Origin of the sequence: Paenibacillus sp. FSL R7-0652, from assembly GCF_038595045.1 — a bacterium.
In the GTDB taxonomy this organism is placed as follows: Bacteria; Bacillota; Bacilli; order Paenibacillales; family Paenibacillaceae; genus Paenibacillus.
In genome coordinates this window covers 321996-340000 of the sequence record NZ_CP152001.1, presented here as the reverse complement: position 1 = coordinate 340000, position 18005 = coordinate 321996, and the positions used below count along the sequence as shown (strand labels likewise).

Here is an 18005-nt window from a genome sequence, read left to right as displayed (position 1 = left end):
CTCCACCCGACAGTCCAATATCCGAGATGCCTGTTCCTTTACCGTTTCCTGAATAATATCGGCTGCCCCGTAGCGCAGCAGCTGCCAGTCCCGTTCTTTCATTCTTGTCATAAAACCCGGGCGATTCAGCTGCAGACTGACGACACGAACCTGAGAGCACATGCGAAACCCAACATATTCCATCCGGGCCTCGGGTAATTCATCTGCTCGGTACCGGGTGGTGAGCAGTTCATGCAGCAGCTGTTTGCGCAGATACGGCAGCACCCGCCCTGCTTCCTGTCTATACGTTCGCTCCAGGCGCTCATGCCGCTCCCGTACATCTTGTTCCAGCAGTACCTCCCGCAGTACAGACTCAATCTCCTCCACCTCCGCCGGCTTCAGCAAAAAGTGATTCACGCCCCAGCGCATAGCTGCTCTGGCGTTCTCGAACTCGTCATATCCGCTGAGGATGATGATCGGCAGATGGGGATAGTCACGCCGCAGCGCCTGCGTCACCTCAAGTCCAGTCATACCCGGCAAGTACACATCGGTCATGACCAGATTAGGGCGCTCGCGGCGGAATAGCTCCAGCGCTTCTACCCCGTTTGCAGCTGTACCTGCAATGCTCAGTCCCAGGGAGGGCCAATCGATATGCTCGGTCAGTGCTTTGATAATATGTGGGTCGTCGTCGACAAGCATAATGGTCTTCATCCTTTTTCACCGTCCAGCCACAGATTTAATTGCTCTTCGGTCCCAATACGCGGCAGCGTAATTTTCACTTCCACGCCGCCTGAACTTGCATTACTCAACTGCACGCCATACCTGTGTCCGCAGTAGAGCTGTATGCGCTGATGCACATTGCGTACACCGATACCTCTTGAATCATCCATACTCCAACCATCCGGCAAACCTTGGCCATTATCCTTGATACGTATCATAACATCAGAAGCAGGACCATCATCTGGGTCCATGTGCACCTGAATGTGAAGCACTTCTCCTTTGGGCTGTCCGTGCATCACGGCATTTTCGATAAAAGGCTGCAAAATAATCTTGGGAATATAACATCCGCGAATACGTGGATCAATACGCTCCTCATACTGGATCGAAAACGGCAGCCGCTCGGATTGGATACTGACATAACACCGGGCATGTTCCAGTTCATCCCGCACACGGATAAACAATTTGCCCCCGCTCAGCCCGATTCGGAGCAGCTTGCTGAGCTGCACAATCATACGGCTGATGTCCTTGGCTTCATAATCGAGGGCACGCCAGTGAATCATATCAAGTGTATTGTATAAGAAATGGGGTTTGATCTGAGCTTCAAGCAGACTGGTCTGAGCTTCCCGTTTCGCACGACTCTCATCCTTCACTTGTTCCATCAGCGCTGTAAGCTGTGAAGCCATATGGTTGAATCCATAAGCCAGATGAGCGTACTCCTCCGTAAACGACAGCTGTACCCGGGTGTCGAAGTCTCCCTTTTCAAGCTGTCTCATTCGTTTGATCAACTGCCGCAAAGGTCGGATAATCTGCCGCACAAACAAATACGCCAGCACAGCCGAGCACAACAAACCAAGCAAAACGATACCAAGAATCTGCCAACCCGCCTGACGAACCGGAGACAAAAGAGTGTACACAGGGATGGTCTGCACAAGACGCCACTGCAGCATAGCAGGTCTGGAGTACAGCACCAATTGAGCACCTCCAGGCTTACCCGATACCACTTCGAAGCCGTCCTCCCCAGGCCGTGCATGCTCCTGAATCCAAGCACTGTCTATAATAGAAGAAGGAGCAGCGACAGGATCACTCGTTACCCTCATCTCTTGTCTCAAATCCCATGAATCCCCTTGACTTCTCGGATTCTCCTGATTAACCTGTTCCGTTCGTTCCAGCCCGGCGGCTGATTCATCCATAGGTAATGGATCTGACTGTTCAGCGTCCTCCGCTGCCGGATCAGCTTTCCCCATCTGCATGACTATATTGCCCGCGGTATCAACCAGCAGCACTTTGCCATCCAGCACCATCGGTACGTCAGCAAATCTGCGTACGATATCCGCTCTGCTCAGACGAATAAGCACATAAGCGACCGTCCCGCCCCGGCTGTCAAAAATCCGCTGTGCATATCCAACCAAAGATTGGCCGGATTCGTTCTCTCGAAGCGGGACCCAGGCTGCATCTGCTTTTTCCAGCGCAGCATACCACGAATCGTTCCCAATAGTATCTATAGGAAAAATACGGTCAGCCATCGTAACGTTCACTCCGTTGAAGGCATCCGTATACAGCTCAATCGAGGTTATCCCTTCACTTACCACCATCGTATGATCCAGAATTCTGGAAACCTCTCTCCGCTGATGAATCTGTGCCAGCCTGCCCGCATGGGTCGTTTCAAGCAAGCTCGACAACTCTCTGCTGCTTGCCAGTCCATAAGCTGTGCCCGTCACTCCTGTAATAAAATCAAACCCCCGCCTGGTGCTTTCATTTAAGAGAGCAAGACGCGCCTTGCTGATTTCGGTAAATGTGACTGCAGAGAAGGATTGATAGGCAAGCCAAACAATGACCGAGACGAGCATCAGATTAAACGCAATAAAGCAAGTCACCATCAATGTGGAGAGCTTGCTTTGCTGCAGCTTTTGATGAATATAGACAGACCATCTTGTTTTTCGCATACGGAATCAACTCGTTTCGTCTTGGAATTACCCTTTGAGCCCAGAAGTCGCGATTCCTTCCACGAAGTACTTTTGACACACGATAAATACGATAAAACATGGCACAAGGGATAACACAGACATTGCAAACATCGGACCCCAATCGGACTGTGAGCTGGAATCCAGGAACAGACGCAGTCCCAACGGAACGGTATACTTGCTCACGTCGCTCAGGTAGATTAACTGACTGAAGAAATCATCCCATGTCCACAGGAACGTAAAGATCATCGTCGTTACAAGTGCCGGAAAAGCGAGCGGGATAATGATTTTGGTATAGATTCTCACCGGACCGCATCCATCAATGGTCGCTGCTTCATCCAGTTCCCGAGGTAATCCCCGGAAAAACTGCACCATCAGGAAAATGAAGAATGCATCCGTTGCCAGCCATTTTGGTACAACAAGCGGTAGGTACGTATTCACCCACTCCAGCTGATTAAAGAGAATATACTGCGGAATCAAGGTGACATGGTGCGGCAGCATAATCGTCATCAGCATCAGCCCGAAGCAGATCGCTTTGAAGCGAAAGTTCAGCCGTGCGAACGCGTAAGCTGCCATCGAGCAGGAGATCACATTGCCCAGCACAGCTCCCAGCGACAGAACGACGGAGTTCGTCAGGAATTTGGAAAAGGCATTGCCCTGAGCGCCGGACCAGCCCGTCACATAATTTTGCCAATTCCACTCCTTCGGCCAGAACCAGGTCTCCGTAAAAATCATATGCCCTGGCTTGAACGAGCTGCCCAGCATCCACAGAACCGGATAAAGCATGAGAAATGCGATGCCTGAAATCAGTACATGTTTGGTGACAATCCAAGCTGCCGAGTTACGTTGTCCAATCATGATTTCCCACCATCCTCATAGTGTACCCACAGCTTGCTGCTGCGGAATACGAGCAGTGTAAATACGCCGATCAGGATCACCAGCACCCATGCCATGGCAGAAGCATACCCCATCTGGAAGAAGGAAAATCCTTTTTTGTATAGATACAAAGAGTACATTAATGTTGAATTCACCGGACCCCCACTGCCGTTACTGATGATGAAAGCCTGTGTGAAGGATTGGAAGGACGTAATCAGCTGCATGACCAGGTTAAAGAAGATGACAGGTGACAGGATCGGCAGCGTGATATAGAAAAATCTTCGCATCGGACCCGCACCATCTACGGCTGAAGCTTCATCGTACTCCGGTGGAATCTGTTTGAGTCCTGCCAGGAAAATGATCATGGATGAACCAAACTGCCATACGGACAACAATACAATGGAATACAGTGCGTACTTCGGATTGGCCACCCAGTCAGGTGCTTTAATGCCTACCATCGCCAGTACACTGTTGAGCAATCCGTCACCACCCAGCATTTTACGCCATAACATCGCGATGGCTACGCTGCCTCCCAGCAATGTCGGGATGTAGTACACGGTGCGGTATATGCCAAGTCCGCGAATACCTTTGTTAAGCAGCATGGCGACAAACAAGGCAAAAATGAGTTTAAGCGGAACAGATACCGCTACATAGGTAAATGTCACCTGAAGTGACTTGCCGAACAGTTTGTCAGAAGTAAACATCGTGACGTAGTTATCCAGACCGACCCAATTCGGGGCGGCCAGGATACTGTAGTCGGTAAAGGAAATGTATAACGAAGCAAGCATGGGACCCAGGGTCAGGAATACTAATCCGACAAGCCAGGGAGCGAGAAATAGAAGGGCGGCTCCATTATGAGCGTATCGACGTTTCACCCGCCGGGCGGCTACTTTCTCGATTCTGGCTTGACTGACCTGTGATGTCGTCATTTTCGCAACCTCCCCGCATTATTTGAAGTTAATTAGAACGGTTCCTGCCAGTTGTATCTGTAGATATGTCTACAAGACATATCTACAGATACAGGTCAAACTCATTTACAGCTGCAGGTTCTAGTCTCTTTACTGGCTTGATCCAAGCGCTGCATTGGCTCCTTCAATAAATTGGGCAATGATGTCTTCCATACTGCCTTGGCCAAAAGCAATCTGTTCGCTTGCACTTTTGAAACTCGTGTCTACTTCAGCAAATCCCTGCGGGTATGGCGGGCTGATCTCACTGGAATGCATTGATACGGTATCAATGAATTGGAAAATGACTTTCTCTCCTTCGGACAGCTTCGGCTGCAGCTGCTCACGGATGCTTGCATTGACTGGCACACCGCGCTCGGATCCGAGAATCGCCGTCGCTTCCGGGTCATTCACCATAAAATCAATGAACATAGCCACTTCTTTTGGATGTTTGGATTTGGAATAACCAGACATGAACTGACCTGGTTTCAGATACTCACCAATTCGTTTTTCGTTCACGCCATGCGGCAGCACTTGAATGCCCAGTTTATGATCCTGGTTTTTGTTCACTTGTTGGAATGTAAGCAGCTGGTTGGACCACGCAAAATCCATGGCAGCAGTACCCAAAGAAATCGGTCTGGTTTCGAGTGCATTCGTGGTGGAAGCTGCAACTTCCGCAGATGTAGCCCCTCTGTTCTCACGAAGTGCAGCCCACATCTCAAACCACTGCTTCAATTGATCATTTGTCGCTGTCATGGTGCCATTTTCAAACAATCCTTTGCCGGATTGCCGCACAAATACCTCAAACATGTTCGTGGCACCCGAAATGTCTGCCGATCCGTAGAACCCCTCTCCCTTCGCTGCCGCAATCTTGGCTGCAGTCGCTGAGAAGTCCTCCCATGTCCAGCTTTCCTTTGGCTCTTCAATGCCGAGCTGCTGGAATAATGTTGCATCATATATGACACCTGGTGCATTGACCCCCAGGGTGATGGCATATAGTTTATCGTCGATCGATCCGGCTTTGATCATGCTCTTGTCGTGATCCTCGATACGCAGCTCTTTATCTGCATATGGCGTCAGGTCAAGCAGTGCACCTCGCCGCGCAAAGTCTGTCAGAAATGCATAATCCATCTGGATGATATCCGGAGCGTTCGATCCGGCGACCTGCGTCGTCAGTTTGTCAAAATACCCATCCCAGCCTGAATATTCAGGTTTAATCGTGATGCCTGGATGTTTCTCTTCAAACAGCTTGATCACTTTGGTTGTCAGATCATGTCTGGTCTGTGATCCCCACCAGGTCATGCGCAGTTCAATTTTGTCGGAAGCACCGCCTTGGCCTGACTCACCGGAAGATGACGGTGTGCTTGAGGTTCCTCCAGAACAGGCTGTAGCGAATAATAACAGGGACAGGCAGAACAGGGTTACCCACTTTTTGGTGATGATCATGAATGAATTTCCTCCCCTTTTTGCTTATATGAAATCGCTTACAAAACTATTGTAATCGTCTGTCACTGCACATGACATAAACAAAAGTAAGCTATCCTTTCAAAAAAGTAAGGGGTTAACCGGAAAGAAAAACCACCGGAAACCACATTTCCGGTGGTAGTCATTCCTTTCAGACAAGACCTGCTTTCTTCGCACGCATATTATCTCTCAGTGTACAGCGGAAGCTGCAGAGTCAGACAAGGCAGCGTTCCCTGTACGCCCCGACAGATGCTTCTCCATCTTGGCTACCTCAGTTCCAGCCAGCATCATGATGCCAATTCCATGGTTGTCATTGGTTACGGTGCGCAGATCCTGATCGTAGTACTCTGCTGTGAATGCATATCTCGATCCGCTGCATACGCCATGCACATTCCCTTGACGATCAATAGCCTTGCTGACCAATCCCTTCCACGCCCGTTGAGCCGCTGTAACATATGCCGTATCATCTTTGAACCAGCCAAAACGTACACCACGCGCAAAACCATAAGCGAACATAGCTGTGCAGGAGGCTTCCAGATACGTCTCCGCATGATTCAACACTTGATGCCAGAGCCCACTCTCACTTTGCAGTGCCGCATAACCTTCACACAGCTCGTTGAAAAAGGCAATTAAAGCAGGACGCTCTGGATGATCTTCCGGGAGTGCCTCCAGCACTTCCGTCAGAGAGAATAGAGTCCACCCGTTGCCGCGGCCCCAAGGAATCTGGGTAGCCTGCTCGTATTTGAAATCATACACATGAGACATGATTTTGTACTCCGGCATAAACAAATATTTGCGGTATAGTGAAAATTGTCTGGCTGCTTCGTCGAGCGCTTCAGATTTACCCGTTACTCGTGCATACCGCACAAGAAACGGCGTACTCATGTAAAGATCATCTGCCCACATTGTGTTCTCGGCATACTCACCTGCACATGTACGGTAGAAAGCTCCATCGGCTCGACGTTCCAGAAGGGAGAGCATGAAGTCTGCAATCCGTTCAGCAATCGGAAGGAATGTGGGTTCCTTGCATTCTGTATATGACTCCAGCATCGCTGAACCAAAGGAACCGCAGTTATCCAGCATTTTCAGCATAATCAGCTGCTGGTTAATTGCCGGAAAACCGTACTGCTCACGATCCCACAGAGAATACTCGTACATCTGGGTGCATGCCTGCACATGTTCCGCTGCGTACCTAACAATGTCCGGTCTTTGCATGTAACGTCCCGCCTGCAGCAGTCCGTATACAGTAACCCCTAGCGGGTAATCCCATCGTCCATAGTTGGTCACGCCTCCTACCGTCCATTTATTGCTCAACATCGCATTTTCATAATAAGGTCTGATAAAGGCATCTGGCCGATCCAGCCGCCAATATGTTCGTCCTGTTTTCGCCGGACTGCTGTTCGCCTCTGTGCCCTGCTGACCTGTACCTGTCTGGTATACGCGATCCATTCGCATCAAATCTGCCAGTTCCGGTTCCGCCCCCGTTTCGAAGGGTCCTGCGTACAGCCAGCATTCATCCAAGGCTCCTTGCACCCGCTGCGGAAGCTCCAACTGCATCCGTTCCGAACCCACAGATGCATTCAGGTCAAATCCCCATGAGGCTGCGTCAGCTTGGCACTCACTGCGAACAAGCAGATCATTGCGGCCAAAGGAAACCGCTATTTCTACTTCAAACGCCCCTGCTTGCTTCACTTCAGCAGCCAGTCTGCCGCCAAGCCATATCTGCAGTGGACCGGAGGATTGTCCAGACAATTGAACTGGACGTCCGGATGCATCACGATTGTTCAGATGCGTCCAGGCATAAGCACATCTGCCAGGAAGAAGCCCATAGATTCTCTCCAAAGCTGGTTTCTTCTGTTCCGATACGGGCCACTGAACCTCTGGCAGCCACTTCAAGCCGTTCTCCCCTTCACCTGTAAGCAGGTTAGGCTGCACCTGCCCTGACGATACCGGTTCGGAATAGACCCAACCCGCTTGTCCTGAACGCTCTTGATAAGGAGCCAAAACATTCAGAATTCGTACTTTCCCTTCATCAGAACCGAACTGACATCCGAAACCGGCAGGTGTATTTTTCATCTCCAGCCATATGGTATTCCACCCAGGCTGTATGTCGATCCCCAGCTTCACGGTTGCGTCTGGTGTAATCTCATCAATGACGGTAGAACGGTAGACCAGCTCTTCGTTGAAATAAAAGCGCACAGGCCCATAGCATCGTACAAGTACATCCAGATTACGGTTCTCATCACCCCATACAAGCGCTGCAGCATACGAAATATGATCTTTGGGCGCATCGGGAAAACGTTTACCCAAATCAAGATCATAAAGTCCTTTATCATTTTGCAAAATCCCGGACTGTTGAAATGCCCTGTATACGAAGTCAGCTTGTGCATTGGCACCAATATATCTCTCGGCAAGTACCTTCAAGACCTGCTCCTGATCTTCTCCGAATCGATAATACATACTCTGCGGTTCACTGAAATAAGTTGTCATCGAATGCCACATTCCTCTCATGTTGGAGTACATCTTCATCTAATAAAGCTCCAGCCTGTATTATCAGGACATTATTCTACCACTTTAAAAATTAGATATAGCGCTTAACCTCAGTAGACTTACCCTTTGCTTCGCAGGAAACCACTCTACTTCGCCATTTCGTCTGATTAATAATCCTAGTATAACTGACAAGGTGCATGGTGGCTACAGATTTTTGTTTGCGCTTACACCCAACGTTGTGACGGGTCCCCTATCTGTCTAATTCCGCATCATTCCATCAAATAAATGTTTAAACAAAATTGGAAATAATACCGATACATATAATAGTAGTTTGAAGAATGCCCATTTTATTCTGAAAGGATAGATAAATATTGAATACTCTTGAATCTTTAGTTAATGCGATGCCTTTTGTACGTCAAATGTTCCGCGATGATATCTCCATATCGATTAATGATCATGAGAAGGTATTATATTTCTCCGAAGCAGAAAGCCTCGATATCGGAGTAAAGGCCGGCGATGAACTGCATGATGACTACAAACATTTCAAGATGCTGACGAATAAAGACACCCGCACGATTGTACGTATGCCTGGTGATCTTCAGGGAAGACCTTTCGACTCCATCCTCATTCCCGTCAAAGAGAACGGAGAAGTTGTCGGCATTCTCGGGGTCAACTATGCACTCGATAACCATCTGAAACTGGAAACACTGATCAGCCAGAATGAAACCACAATCCATACGCTGGTTGGCGGCATTCAGCAAATTGCAGCCCATTCCGAGCAGCTGTCGGCAACCTCTGAAGAGATTTTGCGTAATTCCCAGAAGGCTTCCGAGAACTCGGTTAATGTCACGAAGGTCACCAATGTGATTCGCGAGGTGTCTGAGCAGACAAACCTGCTGGGTTTAAATGCCATGATTGAAGCTGCTCGTGTCGGAGAACAGGGAGCAGGATTCGGGGTGGTAGCCAGCGAGGTCCGCAAACTCTCCGATCATACGAAACAGGCTGCGTCGGATATCGAAACCTCTCTGGGAAGTGTTCAGGATTCCATGAAACATATGGAGCAGGAGATTGGACAAGTGACGACAGCAGCAGTGGATCAGGCCAAGCTTGTAACTGAATTTATGCAGAGTGTTGAGCAGCTGAGCGAGACCAGTGCGAATTTGAAAAAGTTTGTACATGAGATGCTGGCGCTGGATTAAGCCTTTATAGTAGTGCAGGACTGCAGCTTCGGAAAAATAATTCCTGATCCACAGCATCCTCCTTCATTGAATATAGTAATTACTGTATATTATAGAAACAAACCCAAGCCAACATGCTTTACATATAAAATGGATGAATCCAAAATGAACAAGCCTCCGCTGTATCTTCCTGTTAGGAAATGAGCGGAGGCTTCGTATCATATTTAAGCCTACTCGTTCGGTTGTTAGATTTCCACCGCAACACCGAAATGGTCGGATACGACCGGCCCTTTTTTACCGTTCAACACCACATTGGAAGACTGGGCCTGTACAGGACGATTCGAGAAAATATAATCAATCCGCAGCGGCTGTTCATTGTTGGCCCATCCGGCAATTGCTTTGACCACAGTAGCTCCATCATCTTTTTGCTTCGCTGTTGTGTACAAGTCATTCCAGCCATGCTCCATCATATAATCGTAACCTTCTCCGCGAATCTCAGCGACATTGTTGAAGTCCCCCATAAGATACAGCGGTTGATCCATATATGGTGCCAGTCTACTCTCCGTCAGATCCCACTGCCCCTTGAAAGGTTCCTGTGCATCATCCCACCAGTTAAAATGTCCATTCACAAACCATGCCGCCTCACCCTGAACGACCGTTTCGATTCCTACAATTTTGCGTGTGCGATAGTTGTTATAATCACGCATATGAGACACATATTCTCCGAAGGAACGTTTAATTGGTGTCCGGCTTAGAATCGCCAGCCCTTCATCATATGTACGGAACCCGATATGCGTTGGAATCCAGGTCCAATAATAGGTCTCGGTCAACTGCTGCAGCAGGACATGGGCATAGTTATCTTTTTTAATCGTCACGTCAGCTTCAGTCGCTGTAAACGTCTGCAGTTCCTCATGAGGCAGCGCCATCTCCTGAATCGACTGGTTTACTTCCTGCATCGAAATGACATCGAATTGATGGGTGTTGATAAAATCCGCCAGCTGACTGATCTTGTTCAGCTGATCTTCTTCCGCCCAGGCATGGACGTTTAATGTAAGAATTTTCATGTGCTCTCTCCTGTTGTTAGATATAGTCTTTATCCAGCCGCTGCGCAGCCTGCATTGCTCCTGAAAGGAATACGTATGATAAGCATACACAAAATGGAGTATTCCTGCATGTCCACAGGAAATGATCCGACAGGTGTATCTTCTGTCCTGCAGGAGTGAGATCCTGCAGATTCGGATAGCCATGCACGAGCAGTCACATAACTGATATGATAGAATCAATTAAAAATCTAGGTTGTGACATCCCGTGTGTCACCATTAGTGAACCCTTGTTTACCCAGGAGATGGAATAATGAATATATCTCATGATTGGATTATGGAAGACGCGCATTGGCAGTCGTTGATCCGTGAAGTTGCGGAGATTTTCAACAACCTGACGATCATGCGCGGATTCCAATATTATAAACAGAAACGTGTCGGACCTTTAACCTTTAACGAGTCCCAAAACATTATGGCCGAAGTACAGGGTACAGAATCCTACGAGGTTGTGCTCCGCATGCAGGCCTTATCCACCAGTTATTGTGCCTGTCCGGTCAACTCTCCATGCAAACACATGGCTGCCGTGCTGATGAGTTATGCCGAGCTGCAGGGGCGCCCAGTCCCTGCACTGGTGAATGCACATGCAAGTACCTCTTTGAAACAAACCAGCAGACCGGCTGGGTCTGCTTCCGGGAGAGCCTACAGTTTTAGTTTTGGAAGCACTGAAGATCAAGAAACTGCAGGCGAAGACAATAACTCTCTTGACAACAATCGGTACAGCGAAATTAAAGAGCAGGCATCAGGGTTAGCCGCAATGAGCATCCCACAATGGCATGAGCTGTTTCGTGCCAGTCTCAAACGGCTGGGAACAGGAACAGCAGCTGCGGCTTACATTCAAGAAGCGGCCGATGAACTATACGCTATCAAACCGAAGATGTCCGCTGCGATGGATCAGCTCTTTGAACTGCATGTTCAGCTCTATCTCATGCGGTACTGCATACCGCCCGCGCGTAACTCTATTACGCATACACCTGTGTATTTAAGTTATCCTGCCCAGCTCGCGGTGGATGCTCTCCAAAAGGCAATCGACTCCCTGCTTCTTCAGCCGCTGAACTTATCCGGGCTGGACAGCAAAGCCCTTGAACAAGTCTGGGCGAGACTGGACGAAACTGCAGCTTATCTGCGGGCAGAAATGCTGCCGGAGACAGCTAACATGATGTTCTTCACGCCGATTTATTCAAAGCTGTGGCTGCACTGGATCGTGCCCAAGCTTCAGGGGAAGCGGGACATGCTGGAGTCCGAGCTGACCGCTTTGGCAAGGGTTGAAGCGAATCTAATTGCCTCTATGGGTACTGCTGAGACAGCATCTTCAAACAGCAGTGTACTGAAGGCTGCAGGAAAAGATACATCCCATGATGATATCGAGAACAATGAGGACAGTGGAACCCGTACTCAGGGAACTTCACCCGTTACAGAGAAGATGGGTAGAAAGAGCAAACAGCCTCTTCCCCTGCCGCTTGTGCTGGCTCAAAGCTGGATGTACTACCACTTGAAGCAGGATGTATCCGCCTGGCAGAAACTTGTGCACGGCAGCTCAGCGTACGGCATTCCTCCAGAACATCTGCTGTATTTTCTCCATACACTAGCCGATGAAGCTGACTGGCCACGTCTTGCTGAATGGCTGGCCCAACTTGGGCCCCTGCTGGCCAACCGCCGTAATTCTCCTTTGCAGGACTATATGCGATTGTGGGATACCGCAATTCAGCATGTCCCGGAAGCCGAGCATCGGATGTGGGACACGCTGGTCGGCATGCTTCCACACTCCCGCCCCGCCTATGAGGATGCCATGCATTCCCGGGGGCAGTGGCGCAGATGGATTGATTTTCAGCTGAGCACAGGCACAGAACCCCTTGAATTTCGCGTGGCGGTGCTGCAGCCAATCGAGAAGGATGCCCCTGAATTGCTGCTGCCGTTCTATCATCAGGCGGTCGAACGATATATTGGGCACAAAAATAGAGATGGTTATAAAGCTGCTGTAAAGCTGTTGAAACGACTATCTAAAATATACAAAAAAATGAAGCGGGAGGAGCCGTGGGAGCATTTCATTACGGCACTGGCTGTTCGCAACAGCCGATTGCGCGCCCTGCAGGAAGAGCTTCGGAAAGGTAAACTGATTCCATGAGTCTAATTCATCCATACACAGAAACGATTGAAGTACACGTGGCTTTGACAGGCTATGGCGACGCGCTGTTATACGGTGCTCTGAATACACACCACTTTGTATCAGGCCAGTCGTTGAAGCAGCGCCTTTTTGCCTGGCACGCTCCTTCCTTCTATGGCACGGAGCTGGAAATCCGGCAGATTGAAGAGATCGAACTTGTGGTGCTGCCTGCCGAAGAAGTTATTCCATTCTTTGCGGAGATGCAAACCCTGATCCACATCGAATGGAAGTGGGATGAGCAGGCAGAACACCTTATTCGACTTGCACCGATATTGGCATCATCCATCGAGAATCGTAAATATGTCCCCAGTTTTGAGGCTTACCGTACTGGAGAGCTTCAGTGGACATGGGACCCGGACAGCCTGAAAAAGCAGGATCTTGCTGCGCTTGACCAAGCGTTCCAGCAGACGGATGAGAGTTACGCCGAAGGGCTTGGTGCAGCTTATTCCGCCGCTGTGTTTCAGCGCTGGTACAGTTCAGAAGAAGCTGCCGCCGATCTGCGCCGGGAGTTCCCGCAGCTCTTCCCTGAGCGCGGAGCGATTCCGCGGACAGGAGGCCTGGATGCCCGGTCATGGCTGGTGTCCATCGGCTGGAAAGCCGATGCTGCACCGTTTAGACCGATGCTGCAGCTGCAGGAGCCGGATGAGGACGATTTCTCCTGGCGCCTGCGCTTGGTACTGCAGAACAAGCTGGACGCTGCTGTTCTCGTGCCGGTCATGCTGGATTCACGCGGGCGGCTGGAAGGCGAATGGCCCGAAGGCTGGACGCCATTCATTCTGGATCGCTCGGCCGGATGGCTGGACCAGCTTCGCGCACATTTGCCGCGGCTCGGCAGCTCCATCAGCGGCAGACGAGATATTCTGAGCGATCCCTTGGATGACCAGCAAGCTTGGCAGTTTCTCACCCAAGAGAGCGGTCGACTGCTGGCTGCCGGATGGCAGGTCCTGCTGCCGGGCTGGTGGGAAGCCGCCCGCAAGAAGAAACCGAAGCTGCGTGCCAAGGTAAAACCGGAGGAAGGCAGTGAGCGGGGTCAATCTTTCTTCGGATTGGACTCGATCATTCATTTTGACTGGCGCATCGCCATTGGCGATTCTGACCTTACCGAGGAGGAATTTGCGGATCTCGTCGCCCGTAACGAACGGCTCGTTCGCTTCCGCGGCGAATGGGTGCCGCTCGATCCCGATCTGCTGGAGCAGATTCGCAGAGCGATGGGCGGCGTCGATCGGGAGCAGGGACTCTCATTCCAGGATATTCTGCACCTGCATCTGCTGCATAATGAACAGCGGGAATATGCCAAGCAGAAGTGGAAAGAAGGTCAGCAGGCCGAAGCCGAGGAAGAACCTCAGCAATCTCAGACTAACGAGAGCATCAGGCTTGAGGTGGAGTTGAATGAACATCTGAATCGGGTCATTGCTCAGCTTGGAGGCGGACAAGGCGGAGCTCCCTCCCTGCCCGTCCCCGATGGACTCCATGCCGAACTTCGTTCCTATCAGAAGGAGGGCTTCGCTTGGCTTGGTTTCCTGCGCAGGTTTGGCCTTGGGGCCTGTCTTGCCGATGATATGGGCCTTGGGAAAACGATCCAGTTCATTACGTATCTGCTGCACATCAAGGATCATGAACCGAGGCTGCCCGGACAGGCTCCAGCCCTTCTGATCTGTCCGACATCCGTACTGGGTAACTGGCAGAAAGAGATCAGTCGTTTTGCTCCTTCCATCCGTGTGAGTCTGCATTACGGAGCACGTCGGTTGAGCGGGGAAGAATTCCGGGAACAAGCCGAGCAATCGGATATTATCATCACCTCCTATGCTACGGCGACCCTGGATCAGGAACTGCTCGAGACCTATACCTGGTCTGCGATCTGTCTCGATGAAGCGCAGAACATCAAAAACGCTCAGACCAAGCAGTCTATGGCTGTACGCAGCTTCCCGGCCAAACACCGCATCGCACTGACAGGTACGCCGATTGAGAATCGGCTGGCTGAGCTATGGTCGATCTATGATTTCATTAATCCCGGATATCTGGGCAGTTCCCGTGCATTCCAGACCCGATTCATCAGTGCGATTGAGAAGGACAAGGATGAGCAGCGCATGCAGGATCTGCAGCAGCTGGTCAAACCTTTTATGCTGCGCCGCAAGAAAAAAGATCCGAATATCCAGCTTGATCTGCCGGACAAAAACGAGATGAAAACATATATTCACCTTACAGGTGAACAAAGTGCACTATATGACCAATCGGTGCAGGCACTTATGGATAAAATGAAAGAGCTGGAGGGCATCAAACGCAAAGGTGCGATTCTCTCGGCGTTAACCCAATTGAAGCAGCTGTGCGATCATCCGCTGCTGTTAACGAAGGAAACGCCGCCTGAGGAACTGCCGTCAGATCATCCGTCAGCATCGGCCTATGACGTGTACAGCCCGCAGGATATGGCGATGCTGATCAGCCGTTCGGCCAAGCTGGAACGGCTGATGGAGCTTGTTCGTGAGCTGCGTGACGAGGGGGAGCGATGCCTGATTTTCACACAATATATCGGCATGGGGCAGATGTTACAGCAAGTGCTGCGGCAGGAGCTGCAAGAGCCTGTACTCTACCTGCATGGTGGCACGTCGAAGACTGCACGTGATCGCATGATTGAGGAATTTCAGTCCCGTACACTGCCTGCGGACAAGCAGCCTTCGGTCTTCATTCTGTCCATCAAGGCTGGTGGTGTTGGGCTGAATCTGACGGCGGCTAATCATGTCTTCCACTTTGACCGCTGGTGGAACCCCGCAGTGGAGAACCAGGCAACAGACCGGGCCTATCGGATGGGACAAACCAAGGACGTGCAGGTGCACAAATTCATCTCCCTCGGTACACTGGAGGAACGCATCGACGAGATGCTGGAAAGCAAACAGCAGCTTAGTGACAACATCATCACCAGCTCCGAGAACTGGATTACCGAACTGTCGACTGACGAATTGAAAGATTTGTTCACTCGGCGCCGCGACTGGTCCGGTTAAGCAGGCCGGGTAAAATAAAAAAAGAGCGAAGCTTTGGAATGTTGATTCCCGCTTTGCTCTTTTTGCTTTGGTAACGCTGTGTTTCTTGATGAAAGTACCATTCTAATCCTTGTTTTATATCCCTGTCTTAACGCATGTTACCGATGATGGAAGATCTGGAATCCTGCATTTTTTTAATGAAGTTAGTCATAAGATCAAAAGCTTCATTCCGTTTGTTAGACATGGACTGCAGGCGAAGCATGTCCATTTGCTGCGAATTGCTGAGGGCATCAATCTGGCCCTTCAGTGTTTGCACGGCAGCTTGATCCCCGTTTTGCTGAGCGGCCTGCAATTTTGCATTGAGATCAGCGATCTGTTGATTGCGATTCTGCACCTCTTGGATTTGCGTTTGCAGCTGCGCATCCAGCAATCTGGTGCGCTCCTGCTGCACCATCATCAATGCCGTTTCAATATCCATTGAAGAGATGTCTATGCTGGATAAAGCGATATTTAAGCCGGATGATAAAGAACTAGGCTTGACCGCTGCTAAACTTGCTGCCGAAGCAGAAGTAACCACCGATATGGCTGCAATCGCGGCAATAGCCGTTGAAGAGAGAAGCTTTGTTGACTTTTTCATAGAATAGACCTCCCCGATATGTAGAAGACATCTGGTCAAAATTGACATCTTTCGACATGATTATAACAGAGGTCCTAGGACTTTGAATCTACTTTTTTTAAAATTTTAAATAAAGCAGGAAATCCTCGGTGTTAAACACAGTCTCAAGCCATTTTCCGTCTTCACATGGTCCGTGATAGCTGTTGAAACAATTCGTTAATGTATGCTTTTACCGGCTGATCATCAAGACTCTCTATATATGAGGGGTGCAGTAGTTGATGTTTCTTTAACCTGTAAAAATCAAACAAGGCCTACCAGGCCCTGCGCCATGCCCGAATTTCATATTTTTAGTTTACTTCCGAAAATGAGTATGATATATTACCTGCATAAAGTTGTTATCAATTATATTTTACACAATTTAAATTACAGCAAAGTACAGGAGGTTTTATTATGAAAAAAATATTAGTTGTTTTGACCAATGTCGATAAATATGCAACGAAGGATGAGCCTACAGGTCTGTGGCTCAGTGAAGCCACTCACTTCATTGAAGAGTTCGACCATAACGATAATGTGCAGATTGATCTGGTTAGCCCGAACGGCGGCAGCGTGCCACTTGATCCGAAAAGTCTGGGCGACTCTCTGGATGCCAGCACCAAAGCTTATTTCGAGAACGAATCCTTCATGAACAAATTGAAAAACACATTGAAACCGAGCGAAGTAAGCGCAAGCGAATACGATGCCATCTACTTCACGGGTGGACACGGTACAATGTGGGATTTCCCGGACAATGCCGAACTCCAAGCGCTATCACGTGATATTTATGAAAAAGGTGGCGTGGTATCCGGCGTGTGCCACGGAGTTACTGCCCTGCTCAATGTGAAGCTGTCCAATGGCCTGCTGCTGATTAACGATAAAAAAGTGTCCGGCTTCACCAACGAGGAAGAAGAACTGGCTCAACAAACAAAGTATGTTCCTTTCTTGCTGGAAGATGCCCTGCGCGAACGCGCTTCCGAGTATGTTAAATCTTCACCATACACTTCCTATGTAACTACGGATGGACGTGTAGTTACGGGACAAAACCCGCAATCCAGCAAAGCTGTTGCCGAAAGCGTTAAGGAACTGCTTGGTCTGTAAATGCTGCAGATTAGCAGTGGCATAGCTGAATTTGAATGAACATGGCTTAATAGTCGACTGTATTACTTGAATATACCTCAGCTCCCCCCATGAGCTTTCTATATATATGAATACATCAATAAAAAGCACGTACCCGTCATGATCTGATAGGTGCGTGCTTTTTATTGATATTCATTGTGTTCTCCAGAAGCATCCCAAACTGCTTCCTCCATCCTTATACTGCTTCAACTGAAGGGTTTGCCTTTCCCGTAGACGTCTACCATACGAAGCGTCCAGCATTCACGGCACACTCGGACTTTTTTCAAACTCCCAAAATAAATGTGACCCTATCCCCTGCCCGGCAGTCTAATCTATGTAAAACGTCCAAGAGATTTATCTATTCACAATATAAACCGTTACGAAAGGAG

General features: G+C 49.5%; 12 protein-coding genes (1 of these 12 only partly in view). 4 read left to right on the top strand and 8 right to left on the bottom strand.

Annotation, left to right across the window (positions count from 1 at the left end; genetic code table 11):
- From MKY97_RS01525 to MKY97_RS01500, 6 genes are all read right to left on the bottom strand, one after another.
- Positions 1-690, bottom strand: the 5' portion of a protein-coding gene (locus tag MKY97_RS01525) for a response regulator (protein ID WP_342553814.1). The gene continues 915 nt to the left of window position 1, outside the view; 690 of the gene's 1605 nt are visible here — the first part of the coding sequence; its start codon is at positions 688-690; its stop codon lies beyond the left edge, outside the window.
- Positions 687-2642 (bottom strand): sensor histidine kinase, encoded by a 1956-nt coding sequence (locus MKY97_RS01520; RefSeq protein WP_342553813.1) that lies wholly within the window; start codon positions 2640-2642, stop codon positions 687-689. The genes MKY97_RS01525 and MKY97_RS01520 overlap by 4 nt, the downstream gene beginning before the upstream one ends.
- 27 nt (positions 2643-2669) lie before the next feature.
- Positions 2670-3518: a carbohydrate ABC transporter permease gene (locus MKY97_RS01515; RefSeq protein WP_342553812.1), complete on the bottom strand. Its 849-nt coding sequence runs from the start codon at positions 3516-3518 to the stop codon at positions 2670-2672.
- Positions 3515-4465 carry a sugar ABC transporter permease gene (locus MKY97_RS01510; RefSeq protein ID WP_342553811.1) on the bottom strand — a complete coding sequence of 317 codons (951 nt, stop codon included), beginning with the start codon at positions 4463-4465 and terminating at the stop codon, positions 3515-3517. Before MKY97_RS01510 ends, MKY97_RS01515 begins: the two co-directional genes overlap by 4 nt.
- Positions 4466-4594: 129 nt before the next feature.
- Positions 4595-5926, bottom strand: coding sequence for a sugar ABC transporter substrate-binding protein (locus MKY97_RS01505; protein ID WP_342553810.1), 1332 nt, complete (start codon positions 5924-5926; stop codon positions 4595-4597).
- A gap of 207 nt (positions 5927-6133) precedes the next feature.
- Positions 6134-8473, bottom strand: a complete 2340-nt coding sequence (locus MKY97_RS01500) for a glycoside hydrolase family 88 protein (protein WP_342553809.1) — start codon at positions 8471-8473, stop codon at positions 6134-6136.
- A gap of 332 nt (positions 8474-8805) precedes the next feature.
- Between MKY97_RS01500 and MKY97_RS01495 the strand changes: the two genes are divergently transcribed.
- Positions 8806-9633, top strand: coding sequence for a methyl-accepting chemotaxis protein (locus MKY97_RS01495; RefSeq protein ID WP_342553808.1), 828 nt, complete (start codon positions 8806-8808; stop codon positions 9631-9633).
- A 224-nt stretch (positions 9634-9857) separates the two neighbouring features.
- Here the strand turns inward: MKY97_RS01495 and MKY97_RS01490 are convergent, their stop codons facing one another.
- On the bottom strand, positions 9858-10676 hold the full coding sequence (locus MKY97_RS01490) for an endonuclease/exonuclease/phosphatase family protein (RefSeq protein WP_342553807.1): 819 nt from the start codon (positions 10674-10676) through the stop codon (positions 9858-9860).
- A 289-nt stretch (positions 10677-10965) separates the two neighbouring features.
- On the opposite strand from MKY97_RS01490, the gene MKY97_RS01485 reads away from it, so the two are divergent.
- Together MKY97_RS01485 and MKY97_RS01480 are read left to right on the top strand one after the other, a co-directional pair.
- Positions 10966-12834, top strand: coding sequence for an SWIM zinc finger family protein (locus tag MKY97_RS01485; protein ID WP_342553806.1), 1869 nt, complete (start codon positions 10966-10968; stop codon positions 12832-12834).
- A 5-nt stretch (positions 12835-12839) separates the two neighbouring features.
- Positions 12840-15869 carry a DEAD/DEAH box helicase gene (locus MKY97_RS01480; RefSeq protein WP_342556197.1) on the top strand — a complete coding sequence of 1010 codons (3030 nt, stop codon included), beginning with the start codon at positions 12840-12842 and terminating at the stop codon, positions 15867-15869.
- A 127-nt stretch (positions 15870-15996) separates the two neighbouring features.
- On the opposite strand, the gene MKY97_RS01475 is transcribed toward MKY97_RS01480, so the two are convergent.
- Positions 15997-16485, bottom strand: a complete 489-nt coding sequence (locus MKY97_RS01475) for a hypothetical protein (protein WP_342553805.1) — start codon at positions 16483-16485, stop codon at positions 15997-15999.
- A gap of 426 nt (positions 16486-16911) precedes the next feature.
- On the opposite strand from MKY97_RS01475, the gene MKY97_RS01470 reads away from it, so the two are divergent.
- Positions 16912-17598: a type 1 glutamine amidotransferase domain-containing protein gene (locus MKY97_RS01470; protein WP_342556196.1), complete on the top strand. Its 687-nt coding sequence runs from the start codon at positions 16912-16914 to the stop codon at positions 17596-17598.
- Positions 17599-18005: the final 407 nt, after the last annotated feature.

Bases quoted from the DNA above. Each gene is read 5' to 3' on its own strand.
- MKY97_RS01475 (WP_342553805.1), bottom strand. From the start codon at position 16,485: ATGAAAAAGTCAACAAAGCTTCTCTCTTCAACGGCTATTGCCGCGATT.
- MKY97_RS01490 (WP_342553807.1), bottom strand. From the start codon at position 10,676: ATGAAAATTCTTACATTAAACGTCCATGCCTGGGCGGAAGAAGATCAG.
- MKY97_RS01510 (WP_342553811.1), bottom strand. From the start codon at position 4,465: ATGACGACATCACAGGTCAGTCAAGCCAGAATCGAGAAAGTAGCCGCC.
- MKY97_RS01500 (WP_342553809.1), bottom strand. From the start codon at position 8,473: ATGAAGATGTACTCCAACATGAGAGGAATGTGGCATTCGATGACAACT.
- MKY97_RS01515 (WP_342553812.1), bottom strand. From the start codon at position 3,518: ATGATTGGACAACGTAACTCGGCAGCTTGGATTGTCACCAAACATGTA.
- MKY97_RS01520 (WP_342553813.1), bottom strand. From the start codon at position 2,642: ATGCGAAAAACAAGATGGTCTGTCTATATTCATCAAAAGCTGCAGCAA.
- MKY97_RS01485 (WP_342553806.1), top strand. From the start codon at position 10,966: ATGAATATATCTCATGATTGGATTATGGAAGACGCGCATTGGCAGTCG.
- MKY97_RS01505 (WP_342553810.1), bottom strand. From the start codon at position 5,926: ATGATCATCACCAAAAAGTGGGTAACCCTGTTCTGCCTGTCCCTGTTA.